Origin of the sequence: Hymenobacter negativus (assembly GCF_017571495.1) — a bacterium.
Taxonomy (GTDB): Bacteria; Bacteroidota; Bacteroidia; order Cytophagales; family Hymenobacteraceae; genus Hymenobacter; species Hymenobacter negativus.
Genome location: NZ_JAGETZ010000001.1, coordinates 255,809 through 271,550, shown reverse-complemented (window position 1 = coordinate 271,550; position 15,742 = coordinate 255,809). Strand labels below are relative to the sequence as shown.

Here is a 15,742-nt window from a genome sequence, read left to right as displayed (position 1 = left end):
CAACTTAGCCCGTCCTGCTGCGCGTAGCCAAACCGAAGGTCGCCGTAGGCAAGCATCTCTACCGCAGTAGTAATCTATTCGCTGCAACGAGTGAGACCCGTGTGATTCCGCTGTCCGGTTTGGTGAGTACCGGACAACGAAGCGGTAGAGGTGCTTGCTTACGGTGACCTTCGGTTTGGCTACGCGCAGCAGGACGGCCTTTTAAACTAATTGCCACCATGAAAACCCTGCTGCTTCTGCTCCTCACACTGCTCAGCAGCCCCGGCCTCCGGGCCCAAACCAGTCCCGCGCCGGCCGGCCGCGTGGTCGTCACCTACCTCGATTCGAAGCTGCTGCGTGGCAACCCCGGCGGCGAAAACCCGCGCCGCCGCGTGAGCGTGTACCTGCCGGCTGGCTACGAGGCCAACCCCGCCAAGCGCTATCCAGTGCTGTACTACCTGCACGGCTTCACTTGGAACGACAGCCTGATTTTCAACCAGGATGGCATGAAACCCCTGCTTGACCAAGCCATTGCCGAAGGGAAAATCAGGCCCCTCATCGTAGTGGTACCGAATGAGCAAACCCGCTTCGGCGGCAGCTGGTACGTCAACTCGGCCACCAATGGGCCTTGGGCCGACTTCACGGCGCGCGAACTGGTAGCGTTTGTCGATAAGCAGTTCCGCACGCTGGCGCGACCGGGCAGCCGGGGCCTCGCCGGCCACTCCATGGGCGGTGGGGGCACTGTACGGCTGGCCCTGGCTTACCCCGGCACCTGGGCCGCAGCCTACGCCCTGAGTCCCGCCCTGCTCGGGCCGCACCCCAGCTACCTGCCCGGCCCCGGCCTGCCCGTGGCCCTGCGCGCCCACAGCGCCGCCGAGGTCCTGCACAGCCACCCAGCCCTGTCCACCGTGTCGGCATCCCGCGCATTCTCGCCCAACCCCCAAGCTCAACCCTTCGGCGCCGACCTGCCCGGCTCGCTCGGGGCCGACAGCCTAGTCCGACGCGAGGCCGTGCTGGCCCGCTGGGTACTGGCCACGCCCGCCTACGTGCTACCCACCCGCCCGGCGGCCCTACGCCAGCTGCGGGCCTTGGCCTTCGACTGGGGCGCGCAGGACGAGGTGAAACACATTCCGCCAGCTTGCCGCAATTTCAGCAGCCTGCTCACCGTCTTCGGCATTCCGCACACTGCCGAGGAGTACGAGGGTACCCACGGCAGCCGCATCATGGGCCACGAGGGCCGGATGTTCCAGCACGTCTTACCGTTTTTCGACAAACACTTGGATTTTAAACCGTAAGCACAACGCCTGTCATCCTGAGCGTAGCGAAGGACCTTATTACCACTGAACGACTAGGTGCAAACACGAAAAGGTCCTTCGCTACGCTCAGGATAACAGCTGTATTAGATTGCCAAATGGCTTTCACTTCCTTCCTCTGAATCTTTAATGCGCCTGAATAGCCTCCTCTTGTTCTTCGGCCTAGTAGCGTGGCTGCCCAAGTCCGTTGCAGCCCAAACCAAGCCGAAGCCTACCGTCATTCTGTTCGTGGGCAACAGCTACTTCCACGGAGCTAGGCCGCCCATGCTCAACTACAATGCGGCAGCCATCACCGACGAAAACTTCACGCCCGACCGTCGGGGCCAGCGCCGCCGCATGTACGCCAACGAGCCGGGGCCCTGGGGTGGTGTGCCCGGCATCTTCAAAAAACTTACCGACGAGGCGGGCCTCAATTACGAGGTCCACATCGAAGCCATCAGCGGGCAAACGCTCAAGTTTCACTACGACAGCGCCCTGGCCATCATCCAACAGCCGCGCTGGGACCGGGTGATTATGCACGACCTCAGCACCGGCCCGCTGCCCAGCCGCCACGGCGGCCAGCCCGAACGGTTCCGCGAATACGCCACCAAGCTGGAGCAGGCCATCCATACGGCCAACCCTGTCGCGCAGGTGTACTTCTACCAAACCTGGGTCGGTGCCTCACTCGTGTACCCGGCTGGTGGTGCCTACGCCGGCCTCCCGCTCGATTCTATGACCCACGACCTGCACGCTGCCTACTATGGCCTGGCGCAGCAAAACGGTCACATTGCTGGGGTGGCCCCGGCCGGCGACGCCTGGCTGCGCGCCATTCAACAAGGCGTGGCCATGCCCAACCCCTATGCCCCCGAGCCGAGCAAAATAAACCTCTGGGAAGCCGACCACCGCCACCCCAGCCGCTGGGGCGCCTACCTCAGCGCCTGCGTAGTATTTGGCGAAATAACCGGCCGCGACCCGCGCAAACTAGGTGCTGCCGAAGAAGCCGCCGCCACGCTTGGCATCACGCCCGCGCAGGCCGTGGCCTTGCAACGCGTGGCCTATGAACAGCTTAAGGCTGCCGGGCAAAAGTTAGGCAGCAAAGAGCAAAAGGTTAAGGTAAAGACCAAATCTAGTGCGGTCCACGCCAACTAATTCAGGTTTTGGGCATGCTCTACAATGGCTAACACTTGGACCTAATGGCACTGAAAGCTACCTTAATAGTCATTCACCGGCAAAAGTCACAAGTGGGCGTTTCTTTGCTCAGTAGCCCGCACGTCGCAGCTATTGAAATCCAAATGCAGAATCATTCATGCTGCCGAAACCCGAAAGCCCGCTGCTACTGACGCCCCTAACTACCGTTCTGTTCGATTTGGACGACACCTTATTCGACCATATTGCTACGGCGCGGGCGTCATTGCGGGCCAGTGCTGCCCCGCTGCCATTTTTCCAAACCGTCGAATTCGAACCCTTCTACCAGCTGTACAGCGAGCTGCTGGAAGAATATCATGTCCTGCTGATGGCGGGCCGCTACACCTACGAAGAGGCTCGCCGCCTACGTTTCGAAGGGCTGCTGGCGCCGTACTGGCCAAATGCTACAGCCGCCGAAATCGACGATTTTGTACGGGCCAACCAAACGCATTACCCCCTGATGCGCCAGCCCGTAGCTGGGGCGCTGGCCCTGCTGCAAGCCCTGAAGCCGCACTACCGCATCGGCATCGTGACAAACAACCGCACCGCCGAGCAGGAGGAAAAACTGGCCTTTTTGGGCATGACTGACTTGGTGGATGCGCTCATTACCTCAGAAGACGTGGGCGTACCCAAGCCCGACCGCCGGATTTTTGAGGTAGCCATGCAGCGCCTGGGAGCCCGGCCGGAGGAAACCGTTTTGGTCGGCGACAATTGGCGGGCCGACGTGCTGGGGGCGCTGGCCGTGGGCATCCGGCCGGTCTGGCTCAACCGGTTGGGCGCGGTGCGGCCGTTGCCCCACGTGGCCGAAATTATGAGCCTTGAGCCGTTGGAAGATGCTTTGCGCGTTATCGCTTCAGTCGAGTAAGCGCCATCGGGCGTGAGTTATTAATCTCCTTGCCTTTCTTTGAGGCCCTAACCCAACCCTTGTCCACCATGCAGATTATCGAGCGTAGCCGCGTTTTCAACGGCCATTACAAAGTCAACCAACTCATTGTGCTGGACGGCGACGTGCAGCTCAAGCGCGAGCAGTTTGCGCCCGGCAAGGCCGTGGCTGCGTTGGTCTACGACACGGCCCGGCAGGTGTACGTGCTCACCCGCCAGTTCCGCATCGGCCCGGAAAAGGAGATTCTGGAAATTGCCGCCGGCATGATTGACAAAGACGAAGCGCCCGAAACGGCAGTACGCCGCGAGATTCACGAGGAACTGGGCTATGAAATCGACAAGCTCGAAGAAATCGTGGAGATGTGGCCTTCGCCGGGCACGAGTGCGGAGGTAATCACCGTCTATTACGCCGAGGTAAGCCACAAAACCGGTGCCGGCGGCGGGCTAATCGAGGAAAACGAGAAAATCGAAATGCTCGATTTCACCTGGGAAGCGCTGGTAGCCGAGCCGCTTCAGGATGCGAAGACGGTAATTGCCGTGCAGTGGGTGAGGCTGCGGCAGAAATAGAAACCTTATGCAAGCACCAAGAGCCGCCCCAAACATTGTTTTGGGCGGCTCTTGGTGCTTATTGAAAGATTGGGCAGTGTCCATAGTCTGCCTTGCAGCTCAGCTTTGCAAGTGGCTGCGCCGTATGAGCTGTTATAACTCAGCTACTAAGTAGAAACATGATGACTATTATGCGGCTTAAACACTTTACCGCTACCGCCCTGCTAGTTGCTGGGACCAGTATTGCCGCCCAAGCGCAAGAATACGTATCACCCGCATCGGCCAAGCCCGTGGTGCTGGGCAAAGCCCCCGGAATGAAAGTGAAGCTGCTGAGCACCAGCGGCGCCGTTAAAACCTATGTCCTGGTTTTTGCTAAAGGCGATGAGGTAATGTCTGGCCTGACGGAATTTGCTCAAAAATACAACGTAAAAAGCGCACACTATCAAGCCATTGGCGATGCCCTGTCGGCTAAGATTGGAGTGTATGACTATAGCCACAAGCAATTTAAAGTCATTCCCATCACGGAACCTTCCGAAGTGACGTCGCTGACCGGCGATATTGCCTTACTCAACGGCAAGCCGGCGGCACATTCCCACCTGAACTTGGCCGCTGCCGACGGCAGCGTGCGCGGCGGTCATCTGCTGGAACTCATTATTGGTCCCACTTTGGAGCTGTTCGTGACGGTAGAACCGACGGCCCTTTACAAAAGGCACAACGAGGAGTTTGACGCCAATGTGATTGACCCTGCGTTGGAGAAATAACCCGCGCCTGCTCCAGCATCATGGTACGCATTACGGGGTGCCGCTTGTTCTGCGCACATGCCACGGCGTCATCGTTTCGGCGTGCAGCAGCAGCGCCTCGGCCAGCGGGCTGACGGATAAATCCACGAAGCGGACGCGGTAATACAGTTCCTGCGGCGTGGTCACTTCGCGGCTGCCGAAGCTGATGACGCGGCGCAGGCGCTGGGCATTGCGCCAGTCGCGCAGGGCCACGGCATTGCCTAAAGCGAAGGCATTGGCCGGGATGCTGCAGCCCAGAATCAGGGGGCCGCTGTCGATGTCGCCTTCGCTGGTTTCGTATTGGCCGGCGCGCTCGCGGTAGAGGCGGATGACGCCAAGATTAGTGCTGAATTGCTCCTGATACCGGCGGTATTGCTCGGCGGCGTAGGCAGGGGCGAAGCGGTAGAGGAAGAAAATGCTCCAGCCCAAGTGGGAGCCGCGCGGTTCTTCAGCCTCTTGGTGATGGGTGGTGGGTTTGGAGAGGAGCAGGCCGGTGGCAGGGTCCGTCAGGTGCTGGCGGGCGTAGACGACCCATTGCTGGCAAAAGGCGCGGTAAGGACTGTTCGTCAGGTCGCTGTGGAGTTGAAGCGAAGCTAGGGCGACGGTATTATCGGGCAACCACACGCCGCCGGGGTAGGATTCCAGGCAGTGGTTGGGGGCGGTGGCGAGCCGGCGGTGCAGCGTGGCAGAAAGCGAATCGTGCAGCGCTTTGTAGGGGGAGTCGGGAGCCAGCAGGCGGTGGCAGCCCAGCATCAGGTTGAGGTGGCCGAGGTAAAGCACGGACGTTACCGAATCGGCCGCGACGCTGGCGTTTGGATTTCGAAAGGCCCGGGCAATGCTGCCGGCCAGCATTTTGCCAATAGCCAGCTGGGTGTAGTGGGCCGCTTCAGGCCGGAAGGTGCTATCCAACTGGGCCATGTTCGTGAAAGCATAGACCGAATAAGACATGGAAAACAACGACCATTCGGCGTTGCCTAGCGCGTTCAGCTCCGTCGATTCACTCTCCGGCGTGCGGATGATGCGTTCGAGGTAATGCGCTTTCTGCCGCAACTCGGCCGGGGCCGGGTAGTGGTAGGTAGGACGGCTGAAAGCGGCAATCAATACCAGCAGCAACATCAGAAACCCAAGAGTAAATCTGCGCTTCATGCTACTTGCTGACGGGCTGGCCAGCACTGGCTAGTGGAGGAGTAATGCGGCATGCAATTAAGAAATTAGAGGTTGGGCAAGCTCAACGAAGCCGGAGTGTAGCAAAGTGTAGAAAACCTTTATACATTTGCGTTAGTAAAAAAAGCGGATAAAAAATAAGGGGCCAGGCACTCGGCCCAACCCCTTACCACTACTTGAGGTAGTGAGAGAGCAGCAAAAGAATTACGTCTTTCGCTACGCCACTCGCAAACCCCAGCAAAATTGGTTTCCACCAATCTTGCAGTAGCTGTTTCGCACGTTCCCGTTTCATACTTGCTAGAAGAAAGGGTGTACGTTCCACCCACTTCTTGAAGCCTCGGTTGTGTCCAGCAGCCGGGGCTTCGTCTTTTTACAGACGGCGCTTTGGCGGGAGACTACCGTGCGATATACCAAAGATAATAGTTGTATTCGATACAATTGCTAATTTAATTAGCTTTTTTTGCGTTGTTTTTTAGTTGGAGTATTTGCAGTAACTGTTTCTGTGAAACCAGTCTAGCCAATGGCTTTCTTATTCCGCTGCGGTTTGTTGGGCGGCCGGCAGCGCCAGTGTGTAGTCGAAGGTCTGGTAAAGCTTGGCGTCGCGGATGCTGATGTTTAACTCCTGCGGGTCCATTTTGGGGAAGGGAATAATGGTTTTGCCTTGGTAGAGGTCACGGCCGAAAAAGCGGCCGGTGCCGGGGGCCAGGGTTTGGGCAAAGACTTCTTTGCCGGCTTTATCAGTAGCGGTGAGGGTAAGGTTCGACATCTCAACCCCTTTCGGACCCTGGCGGTGCACAATGACCACCAAGGCGCCGCCGGGCGGGATGGCGGCTACGCGGCGCTGGTAGGTGGTATCGGCCCAGTCGTGCAGCTTTTTGAGAGCCGTAATTTCGGTGAGCATGTCGGTGGCTGAGCGGTAGCCGAGACGCGTGAAGGAACCATCCACGTCCTGCTCCTCATCGGTGTTTTTGGTTACGTTCTGCACGTAGGGCGACTCCGAGTCTTTCTGCGCGAAAGTGTAGCGCTTGCGGCCTTTAGCGGCCTTGCCGGTGGGCTGCGCCAGTGCTGCGCCTGCACCCAGCAGGAGCAGGCTTAATACCAGAAAATGGCGGGCTACACGGGGTAGAAACTGCATAATAAAAAGGTTAATAAGGAATGAAATAAGAGAGGAGAAAACTGGGAATAGTTGAGTCAGCAAAGAACGTAAAACCGGACCAGAATCCAGCAAAATACTACCCCATTGAAATTGGACTGCGCCGGCGGTGACGGAATTTATTTAAGGGTAATACGCCCGTAAACAGCGCATCACATTGCCAAACGAACTTTGAAAGCAGGATTTTTCACCGCTAATAACCTAGCCTGCTATGTACTTCCCAGCCTTGATTTCGGGGCTGCGCCGCTTGGGGCGCTGGCTCGTATACGAACTGTTTCAGGTGGCGCTGTGGGTGGCGTTTGTGTTGCACACCCTCGGTAGTTTGCGCTCGGCGTTTGGGGGTGGGGGTGGACTGGGCCGGCGGTTGCCGGGGCCAGCTATCCGGCCGCGCCGTAGCACCGGGTCCGCCCGGGGCGGCCGGTTCACGCAAGCCGCTGCTGCATGAGGGCGGTATCCACTGCAGTGCCCGGAATCGGCGAAATGACCCCGGTGGCCCGGCCCAAGGCCCGCCGGAAGCGCCGGGTGCAGGTGGCCGTTATCTCAGACGTGCACCTGGGCACCTACGGCTGCCACGCCACCGAACTGCTGCGCTACCTCAAGAGTATCCGGCCGCAGGTACTGGTGCTCAACGGCGACATTGTAGACATCTGGCAGTTCAGCAAAAACTACTGGCCGCCGGCCCACATGCGGGTGGTGCGCTACCTGGCCGGTCTGGCCGCCAAGGGCGTTAAAATCCACTACCTCACCGGCAACCACGACGAGCTGCTGCGCAAGTTCGCCGGCTTGAAGCTAGGTAATTTCCGCCTCGACAACAAGCTGGTGCTCGACCTGCCCCACGGCCGCACCTGGCTGTTTCACGGCGACGTGTTTGACGTAACCATGCGGCACTCGCGCTGGTTGGCCAAGCTCGGCGGCCACGGCTACGACCTGCTGATTCTAATAAACCGCTTCGTGAACTACGGCCTGGCCAAGCTGGGCCGGCCCCGCGTGGCCTTAAGCAAGCTGGTGAAGGAGCGGGTGAAAACCGCCGTGGCGGCCGTAAGTAATTTCGAGGGCACCGCCGCTGCCATCGCTGCCGACGAAGGCTACCGCTACGTGGCCTGCGGACACATCCACCAGCCCGAAATCAAAACGCTGACCACTGAAAAAGGCGAGGTTATCTACCTGAATTCCGGCGACTGGGTCGAAAACCTGACCTCCCTGGAATACACTGCCGAAACAGATTGGCAGCTTTATTATTACAACGATGACCCCGCCATGCAGCAAACCGCGGAGGCCGAAGCCGCTGATGCCGCCGAGGAACTAGCCGACGCCGACCCGGCCGCGCTGCTTGAGGGGTTGCTGGCTGAATTTAAGATTAAATAAGAACCTAAGTCGCCCCGACGTAGCACCTCACGTGAGACGATTCCCTGCTGTCAAATGTCCCGAATACTCTACGCCATCCAAGGCACCGGCAACGGCCACCTGAGCCGCGCCCTCGATGTGGTGCCGCTGCTGCGCAGCCGCTGCGACCAGCTCGATATCCTAATAAGTGGCCCGCCTGCCGACTTGCCGCTGCCGTTCGAGGTGAAATACCGGGCCCAGGGCATGGGCTTTTTGTTTGGTAAAAAGGGCGGCATCAACTTCGTAAAAACCTTCTGGCAGTTCAAATCGGCCAAATTTGTGAGCGAAGTGCGGCACCTGCCCGTGGACAGCTACGATTTGGTCATCAGTGACTTCGAGCCCGTGAGTAGCTGGGCCTGCAAGCTGCGCGAAGTGCCCTGCATCGCCCTTAGCCACCAGAGCGCCGTGTTGCACGGCGCTTCGCCCCGGCCCGACAAGGAGGACCCGGCAGGCCGTGCCGTGCTGAAGCACTACGCGCCAAGCACCGCGCAGTACGGCTTTCACTTTCAGGAATATGCGCCGGGAATTTCTACGCCCGTCATCCGCCAGCAGGTGCGCGAGCTAAACCCCACCAACGAGGGCCATTACACGGTGTACCTGCCGGCTTACGAAGAGGAAATATTGGTGGAGCGCCTGCAATACCTGAGCCGTAGCATCCGCTGGGAGGTGTTCAGCAAACACAGCCGGTCGCCGGCCGAATACGGCAACGTGCGCGTGTGGCCGGTGAGCGGCCCGGCGTTTCTGGACAGTCTGGCCCGCTCGGCCGGTGTGCTCTGCGGCGCCGGTTTCGAAACGCCCGCCGAGGCCCTCTACTTGGGTAAAAAGCTGCTGGTGATGCCCATGAAGCAGCAATATGAGCAGCAGTGCAACGCGGCCGCGCTGGCCAAAATGGGGGTGCCCGTCATCAAAAACTTCAAAGACAAGAACCTGGACAAGGTAGACCAGTGGCTGCACCGCGACGAAATCATTGCCGTCGATTACCCAGACCACACGGGCGACGTACTAGATAGGCTGCTGTGGGAGCAATTGACAGGCAAGGGTGTTGACTTGAGTAGCGTTGGAGCAATACCGCGCAAGAAAGAACGTCATGCAGCGCGCAGTGAGGCATCTTTACTGCAATAGCAAACCACCTGATTGAGTTAGTGCGGTAGAGATGCTTTGTTGCACGCTGCATGACGCTTTGCCGTATAAGGTTCTGCCTTGGTAGACTGCTGTTGCAGCGTTATTCCATTTCCCAATAACCCCTCCGCGCCCCGCGCATGATTAAACTACCGCCCCGCTACGACGAGCCGCTGCCAGCGGCCTTTTTCCCTGATTCCGCTCCGCTGCCTTTTTCCCGTGCCGATTTTGGGGCTGATTTTCGATGGGGCGCCTCGGCCGCGGCCTACCAAACGGAGGGCGCGTGGCAGCACCAAGGCAAGGGCCCGAGCATCTGGGACGATTTTACGCGGCGTAAGGGGGCTATCCGGCGCAACGAGCACGGGCGCGTGGCCGCCGACTTCTACAACCGCTACGAAACCGACCTCGACCTGGCCAGCAACATGGGCCTGACTGATTTTCGGTTTTCCGCCGCCTGGTCGCGGGTGCTGCCCGAAGGCACCGGCGCCGTGAACCGCCGCGGCCTCGACTTCTACGACCGGCTGGTGGATGCCTGCCTGGAGCGCGACCTGCGCCCCATGCTCACGCTTTACCACTGGGACTTGCCCAGCGCCCTGCAAGCCAAAGGCGGCTGGACCAACCGCAGCATCGTGGGCTGGTTTTCGGAATACGCCCAGCTCATGGCCCGCCGCCTCGGCGACCGGGTGCCGCACTGGGCTGTCATTAACGAGCCGATGGTGTTTGTGGGCGCGGGGCATTTGCTGGGCATTCATGCGCCGGGCCGGCGACACTTGGGGGCGTTTCTGGCAGCGGCCCACCACGCTACGCTGGCCCAGGCCGAAGGCGGCCGGGCCCTCCGCGCGCTGCTGCCTGATGCGGCCGAAATTGGCACCACGTTTTCGTGCTCCTACCTCACGCCGCACCGCCCCGGCAACGGCTACGACGAAGCCGCCACCCGCCGCGCCGACGCCGTGCTGAACCGCTTTTTTGTGGAGCCCACCCTCGGCCTGGGCTACCCTTTGGCCGAGCTGCCCAGCCTACGCTGGCTGCTGGAGCGCTACCAAAAGCCCGGCGACGAGCAGCGCATGGCCTTCGATTTCGACTTCTGGGGCATCCAGAACTACACCCGCGAAGTGGTGAAATTCTCGCCCTGGCTACCGTTGCAGTGGGCCGCGCTGGTGCCCGCCAAGCAGCGCAACGTACCCTACACCGACATGGGCTGGGAGGTCTATCCGGAGTCGGTTTACCAAATGTTGAAACAGTACAGCGCTTATCCAAATGCGCCAAAAATGCTGATAACTGAAAGTGGCTCAGCGTTCCCAGATGTGGCAACAGAGGGCCGGGTGCACGATGCGGCCCGCCGGGCGTATCTGCAAGCGGCCATCGGGCAGGTGCTGCGGGCCAAGCACGAAGGCGTGGACGTGGGCGGCTATTTTGCCTGGAGCCTCACCGATAATTTCGAGTGGGCCGAGGGCTACGGCCCTCGCTTCGGGCTGATTCACGTCGACTACGAAACGCAGGAACGGATTCTGAAGGACTCGGGGCGTTGGTATAAATCCTTCTTAAAGGGCAAAGTAGTGGCCCCGTCTGACGTTGCAACAGCTGCCGTAGCAGACCGGGCCAGTGGAAGTTAGTCTTCGATTCTTTCCCAGTCCCCTAATTGCGAATCGTATTTTGCGAAGTCGCCATCGTCGGTAAACTCGGAGGCCGTCATGCCGATATCAAACACGTCTTCGCTCGATGCGGGCGAGACGGTGAGGTGCAGCGTGCTGCTGAATAGCATGGCCAGGATAGGCGGGTCGTCGCCCCTGTCCAGGAGGTATTCGATGTGGCTTGGCTGTCGGCTTACTTCCTTATACCCGTAAGCCAGCAGCCGCTCGTGCAGGCGCTGGTGCTGTTCGGGAGTGAAAGGCAGGATGTTCGCCTCGTCTTCAAAAAACGATTCTTGCGGGTTTTGGTCGTGCTTTTCCTGCACTTCCCGGCGATACAGGGCAACGTCGTAGCTCATGGTTTCGGCAGGATTAAGAAGCGGTTTGAGCCAGTGGCGGAATGCGTGAGTCTCATAGAATAAGGAAGTAGCGTTTCGGAATACAATAATCTACAGCAGCATATCGCGGCAGCTCAGAAACTTCTCAACCAGCAGCTCTGGCTGCTGCTCGTCAAACTCCCCAAACCCTAGCACGAAAGCCGGGGCAGGCTGCACGAATTTGATGGCCGCATTTACGGCATCCAGGTAGGGGCGAATGCGCCGGTTGTCGCCTTCAGCAGCGGCAAATTCGGCATCCCAGCGCAGCAGTTCCGGGTCTTTGCGCACCAGAAAGGGGATGACGAAGGGGACGAAGCGGCCAAAGATTGGGTTTTCGTCGGTAGTCAGACGGGTGTCGGGCCAGACGTGGAATTCGGCGAACGAGGCCGGCGGTACTGTTACAAAAGAGGCCTTTTCCACCGTCATTTCGGCGAATAGCTCTAGGCGGTTGGGCTGGGTATAGAACTGCGCATAGGCGGCATACCACACCGTTACACCGACCTGATTCACCAGCTGGTAGGGGTGGAAAGTGCTGGCAATGCCCAGCCCGCCGTGGTTGCCGATGACGAGGTTGTACAGCTCGCCAAACTTCCCTAAATCAGTAGATTGCTGGTAGGGCTGGTTGGTGAGGCCGTAGAGGTAGAAGCTGGCGAAATCGTCAAGAGACGGGCCAGTAGGGGAAGCGGGAGGAATGGTATCGGACACAGAAAACGGCGCGGGTAAAAGGAGGGAAGCGGGCTAAAAAACGGCTTTGCCGACTGCAAACCTACTTCGCAGCCCGCAACCTTGCCCCGCGCTGACCGGGGCTGTGCTACCTTCGGTTCCCGCTTTTCCGGGTCCGTTCCGTATGCTCCTCACCATCTCCACCACCTACCAGCCCGCCACCGACCTCGGCTACCTGTTGCACAAGAACCCCGCGCGTCTGCAAAGCATCGAAGTAGCCGGCGGCCAGGCCCACGTGTTCTACCCCGAAGCCACGGCCGAGCGCTGCACCGCCGCCCTGCTGCTCGACCTCGACCCCGTGGGCCTCGTGCGCGGCAAGGGCGGCGCATCCGGCGAAGGCTTCGCGCTAGAGCAATACGTGAACGACCGGCCCTACGTGGCCTCATCCTTCCTGAGCGCGGCCCTAAGCAAAGCCTACGGCACCGCCATGAACGGTACCTGCAAAGACAAGCCCGACCTGCCCGCCCAAACCCTGCCGCTGGCCGTGAAAGTGGCCGTGGTGTCGGCACCCGGCCCCGACTGGCCTCGCCGCCTCTTCGAGCCGCTGGGCTACGAGGTGGAAATTGAAACTACCCCGCTCGACCCCACCGTGCCGGAGTGGGGCGACAGCCGCTACTACACCCTGCATCTGCGCCACGAGGGCCTGCGCCTGCAAGACGTGCTCACCCACCTCTACGTGCTGCTCCCGGTGCTCGACAACGACAAGCACTACTACATCGGCGAGCACGAAGCCGAGAAGCTGCTGCACCGCGGCGGCGACTGGCTACCCCAGCACCCGGAGCGCGGCTTCATCACGCGCCGCTATCTGCGCTACCTGGCGGCGTACGTGAATCCGACGCTGGAGCGGCTGATGGAAGGGGATGAAATCAACGACCCGGCCAACGAAACCTCACCCCCTGACCCCCTCTCCCGCAGAGAGGGGGCACCGGCTATGCCCGATGCGGAATCGTCTGGCTCCCCCTCTCCGCGGGAGAGGGGGCCGGGGGGTGAGGTGAACGCGGAGGGTGACCAACGCCTGAGCCTCCACGACCAGCGCCTGCAGCAAGTAGCCCACGAAATCTATCAGCTGGCTCCCAAGCGCGTGCTCGACCTGGGCTGCGGCGAAGGCAAGCTGCTGCGCCTGCTCTTGCGCCAACCTAAAATCGAGTACATCCTCGGCATGGACGTGTCGCACCAGGCGCTGGCCCGCGCCGCCCAGCGCCTGCACCTCGACGAAATGCCCCCGCGCCAGCGCACCCGCATCGACCTCATCCAGGGCTCGCTGCTCTACCGCGACGAGCGCCTCGCCGGCTTCGACGTGGCGGCCCTGGTCGAAGTCATAGAGCACCTCGACGAAAACCGCCTTGCCGCCCTCGAAGCCGTGGTGTTTGGCCAGGCCCGCCCGGCGCACGTCTTCGTCACCAGCCCCAACGCCGACTACAACCAGCTCTTCGAGAAGCTCAACGCCGGTGAGTTTCGCCACGACGACCACCGCTTCGAATGGTCCCGCGCCGAGTTTGCCGCCTGGGCCGCCGGCGTGGCCGAGCGGCATGGGTATCAGCTGCGGCTGGAGAGCATGGGGGAGGAGGTGGAAGGCGTGGGCGCGCCCTCGCAAATGGCGGTGTTTGGAGTATAAAGCCAGGGCTACTTTTCTAACTCTTTGGTAAAGCCCATTTTTATGTAGTCTTTCTCACGTTGGTTTAATTCTCGCCCTTTAAATTCTGAGAAAACCGCGACTGCGTCATCAAGAGTGCTGATACCTAAATCGAAATTAGCTCTTCCCCATTTGTACAATGCAATGCCTATCATAGTACTAATTATCCCTGGCTTGATTTGCATTCCGTCATATTCATGACCCTTTATTGGAGTAAAGAAATCAAGCTTACCACCCTCTTTGGTCTCTTGTAATACAAGCGCTTTCAATTCATTTTGACTACGCATGACTACTGCCGAGCCCTGAACATTATTCAGTTTGTGCGCTTTTATTAGTTGCAGTATAGCATCTTTCGCTTCTGCATTAGAAAAGACCTGATGATTATTATTGTTGAATAAAAGCTTGTTCCCGTTTAATGAAGCTTTTGAATCATAATTATTGTTTATCATCTCCATCGCTCGATTTTCGGAAATACTCCCTTTGATTTTGCAGGGATACTCATTCTTGCTTCCCGTATTTGGGTTGACAACCAAAAATGTTCTTGGCTTTCCCGTTATTAGTATGAAATAGAGTATGTTGCGGTTCTTGGTTAAAATATAGAAATTTGATGCTAAAGACGTGGCTGCATTTTCAATCTGATTGAGCGTGGGCTTCTCGGATATAAAAACAGATGAGCCTTTATTCTCAATATTGTTCTTTAGTGTATAGTAGCTAGAAGTCAATTCTATATCCTCAAACTTTTCCTCACTCACAATAACTGATTCGAATACAGGATTGCCATTCTTGTCAGTCTGTGAATATCCGATGCTTGATTTGAGTAGAATGATGAATAAAACAGCTAGCTTCTTCATTGAGGTTGGTTATTCAAGGCTGATGGAAAGTTTCTTGGCTTTTCAAATGTACGCTGATTAGTATCTGCCCCAAGATATCCTAACTCTCTTCTCCTCATCGGCGGCGCGGGCAAATCCACTGCCTGATAATTATCTCCTGCAATGCGTGAAATACTTCTTCCTATTTGCGCTGATTACCGGTCTGCTGGCTAGCTGCCAATCCAGAACTAAAGTACCGTTGGTAGCTGCATCTGCCGAAACTCCCAGTAATGAGCAGGATACGGCCTACACCAAGGCCGAGGAGCGCGCCTTTCTGTTGGCAGACAGCGCGCGGCGGGCGGCTCCGTTGGTTCTGCCCGCTTTGAGTGCTGCTGATACCCTCACGCCCGCTGCGCACGACCTGCTGCGCACCCGCGACCTGGCCCCGCTCTGGGCCAATTGGCAGAAGGGTGCCCCGAGCCGCCAAGCCATTGAAGGTTTCTACGGCCCCGACCATTACCGGATTTCGTTTTATTTCGATGAGGTGCGGCGCGACTCCTTGCGGCCGGAGCAGTTTCGAGTGCGTGGCCGCAACCGCTACCGCAAAGTCATCACGCCATTTGCCGGCACCATCACGGTGCAGACGGTGGTGTTTGATGCTCGGCTCGATGTCGACAACAGCTACCAGCCCACCGATTCCGTGCCCACCTTCGTGGTACGCGCCACCTACGAGCTGCGCGAGGACCCCGCCACCAAAGGCGCGGGCGTATACCGCGGCGAAGCCCTGCTCGACGTGTACGAAAACAGCCACGGTGTGCTCCAACTGGCCGATATCTGGGGCACCGGCTTCAACCCCACGCACGGGGGCGGCCTGCTGTTCCGGGGCGACTGGACCGACAACCACACCGGCCGACACCGCCCGGCAGCCTGGGCCAACAAGCTCAGCGCCGTAACCCCCGCACCCGTCATGAAGGAACAGGAAGCCGGTGGCCGCGTCGGCGATGTAGACCCCGTATTGGCCAAGCTCGGCTGGAACGAGTTTTGGGAGAACGAGGAATGGTGGGCCACCTCGCCGAAACATTTATAGCCG

At 59.1% G+C, this 15,742-nt stretch carries 16 protein-coding genes; 11 read left to right on the top strand and 5 right to left on the bottom strand.

Features of this window, described 5'->3' with window-relative positions:
- The first annotated feature begins 218 nt into the window (after positions 1 to 218).
- The 5 genes from J4E00_RS01280 to J4E00_RS01260 all read left to right on the top strand — a co-directional run bounded on the left by J4E00_RS01280 (position 219) and on the right by J4E00_RS01260 (position 4,645).
- Positions 219 to 1,274 (top strand): alpha/beta hydrolase, encoded by a 1,056-nt coding sequence (locus tag J4E00_RS01280; RefSeq protein WP_208173197.1) that lies wholly within the window; start codon positions 219 to 221, stop codon positions 1,272 to 1,274.
- A gap of 147 nt (positions 1,275 to 1,421) precedes the next feature.
- Positions 1,422 to 2,420, top strand: a complete 999-nt coding sequence (locus J4E00_RS01275; RefSeq protein WP_208173196.1) for a hypothetical protein — start codon at positions 1,422 to 1,424, stop codon at positions 2,418 to 2,420.
- 157 nt (positions 2,421 to 2,577) lie between these two features.
- Positions 2,578 to 3,321 (top strand): HAD family hydrolase, encoded by a 744-nt coding sequence (locus J4E00_RS01270; RefSeq protein ID WP_208173195.1) that lies wholly within the window; start codon positions 2,578 to 2,580, stop codon positions 3,319 to 3,321.
- A 68-nt stretch (positions 3,322 to 3,389) separates the two neighbouring features.
- On the top strand, positions 3,390 to 3,905 hold the full coding sequence (locus J4E00_RS01265) for an NUDIX domain-containing protein (protein ID WP_208173194.1): 516 nt from the start codon (positions 3,390 to 3,392) through the stop codon (positions 3,903 to 3,905).
- 158 nt (positions 3,906 to 4,063) lie between these two features.
- Positions 4,064 to 4,645 (top strand): PPC domain-containing DNA-binding protein, encoded by a 582-nt coding sequence (locus tag J4E00_RS01260; RefSeq protein WP_208173193.1) that lies wholly within the window; start codon positions 4,064 to 4,066, stop codon positions 4,643 to 4,645.
- Between the two features lie 30 nt (positions 4,646 to 4,675).
- Here J4E00_RS01260 and J4E00_RS01255 read toward each other — a convergent pair whose 3' ends face one another.
- Both J4E00_RS01255 and J4E00_RS01250 read right to left on the bottom strand, forming a co-directional pair.
- On the bottom strand, positions 4,676 to 5,809 hold the full coding sequence (locus tag J4E00_RS01255) for a hypothetical protein (RefSeq protein WP_208173192.1): 1,134 nt from the start codon (positions 5,807 to 5,809) through the stop codon (positions 4,676 to 4,678).
- A 547-nt stretch (positions 5,810 to 6,356) separates the two neighbouring features.
- Complete coding sequence (locus J4E00_RS01250) at positions 6,357 to 6,962, bottom strand: hypothetical protein (RefSeq protein ID WP_208173191.1); 606 nt, start codon at positions 6,960 to 6,962, stop codon at positions 6,357 to 6,359.
- 229 nt (positions 6,963 to 7,191) lie between these two features.
- Between J4E00_RS01250 and J4E00_RS01245 the strand changes: the two genes are divergently transcribed.
- The 4 genes from J4E00_RS01245 (at position 7,192) to J4E00_RS01230 (ending at position 11,095) form a co-directional block, all read left to right on the top strand.
- On the top strand, positions 7,192 to 7,425 hold the full coding sequence (locus tag J4E00_RS01245; RefSeq protein WP_208173190.1) for a hypothetical protein: 234 nt from the start codon (positions 7,192 to 7,194) through the stop codon (positions 7,423 to 7,425).
- Positions 7,422 to 8,345, top strand: coding sequence for a UDP-2,3-diacylglucosamine diphosphatase (locus J4E00_RS01240; protein WP_236049368.1), 924 nt, complete (start codon positions 7,422 to 7,424; stop codon positions 8,343 to 8,345). Before J4E00_RS01245 ends, J4E00_RS01240 begins: the two co-directional genes overlap by 4 nt.
- Before the next feature lie 54 nt (positions 8,346 to 8,399).
- Positions 8,400 to 9,485, top strand: a complete 1,086-nt coding sequence (locus J4E00_RS01235) for a glycosyltransferase family protein (protein WP_208173189.1) — start codon at positions 8,400 to 8,402, stop codon at positions 9,483 to 9,485.
- A 137-nt stretch (positions 9,486 to 9,622) separates the two neighbouring features.
- A complete protein-coding gene (locus J4E00_RS01230; protein ID WP_208173188.1) occupies positions 9,623 to 11,095 on the top strand; it encodes a GH1 family beta-glucosidase in 1,473 nt (490 codons plus the stop codon).
- Here J4E00_RS01230 and J4E00_RS01225 read toward each other — a convergent pair.
- Both J4E00_RS01225 and J4E00_RS01220 read right to left on the bottom strand, forming a co-directional pair.
- Positions 11,092 to 11,469: a hypothetical protein gene (locus tag J4E00_RS01225; RefSeq protein ID WP_208173187.1), complete on the bottom strand. Its 378-nt coding sequence runs from the start codon at positions 11,467 to 11,469 to the stop codon at positions 11,092 to 11,094. The genes J4E00_RS01230 and J4E00_RS01225 overlap by 4 nt on opposite strands.
- 90 nt (positions 11,470 to 11,559) lie before the next feature.
- On the bottom strand, positions 11,560 to 12,192 hold the full coding sequence (locus J4E00_RS01220) for a hypothetical protein (protein WP_208173186.1): 633 nt from the start codon (positions 12,190 to 12,192) through the stop codon (positions 11,560 to 11,562).
- 142 nt (positions 12,193 to 12,334) lie between these two features.
- Between J4E00_RS01220 and J4E00_RS01215 the strand changes: the two genes are divergently transcribed.
- The gene (locus J4E00_RS01215; protein WP_208173185.1) at positions 12,335 to 13,825 is read left to right on the top strand and encodes a 3' terminal RNA ribose 2'-O-methyltransferase Hen1; all 1,491 of its coding nucleotides are present in this window, start codon (positions 12,335 to 12,337) and stop codon (positions 13,823 to 13,825) included.
- A gap of 8 nt (positions 13,826 to 13,833) precedes the next feature.
- On the opposite strand, the gene J4E00_RS01210 is transcribed toward J4E00_RS01215, so the two are convergent.
- Complete coding sequence (locus J4E00_RS01210) at positions 13,834 to 14,694, bottom strand: hypothetical protein (RefSeq protein WP_208173184.1); 861 nt, start codon at positions 14,692 to 14,694, stop codon at positions 13,834 to 13,836.
- Positions 14,695 to 14,839: 145 nt separating this feature from the next.
- Between J4E00_RS01210 and J4E00_RS01205 the strand changes: the two genes are divergently transcribed.
- Complete coding sequence (locus tag J4E00_RS01205) at positions 14,840 to 15,739, top strand: hypothetical protein (protein ID WP_208173183.1); 900 nt, start codon at positions 14,840 to 14,842, stop codon at positions 15,737 to 15,739.
- The last annotated feature ends 3 nt before the right edge of the window (positions 15,740 to 15,742 follow it).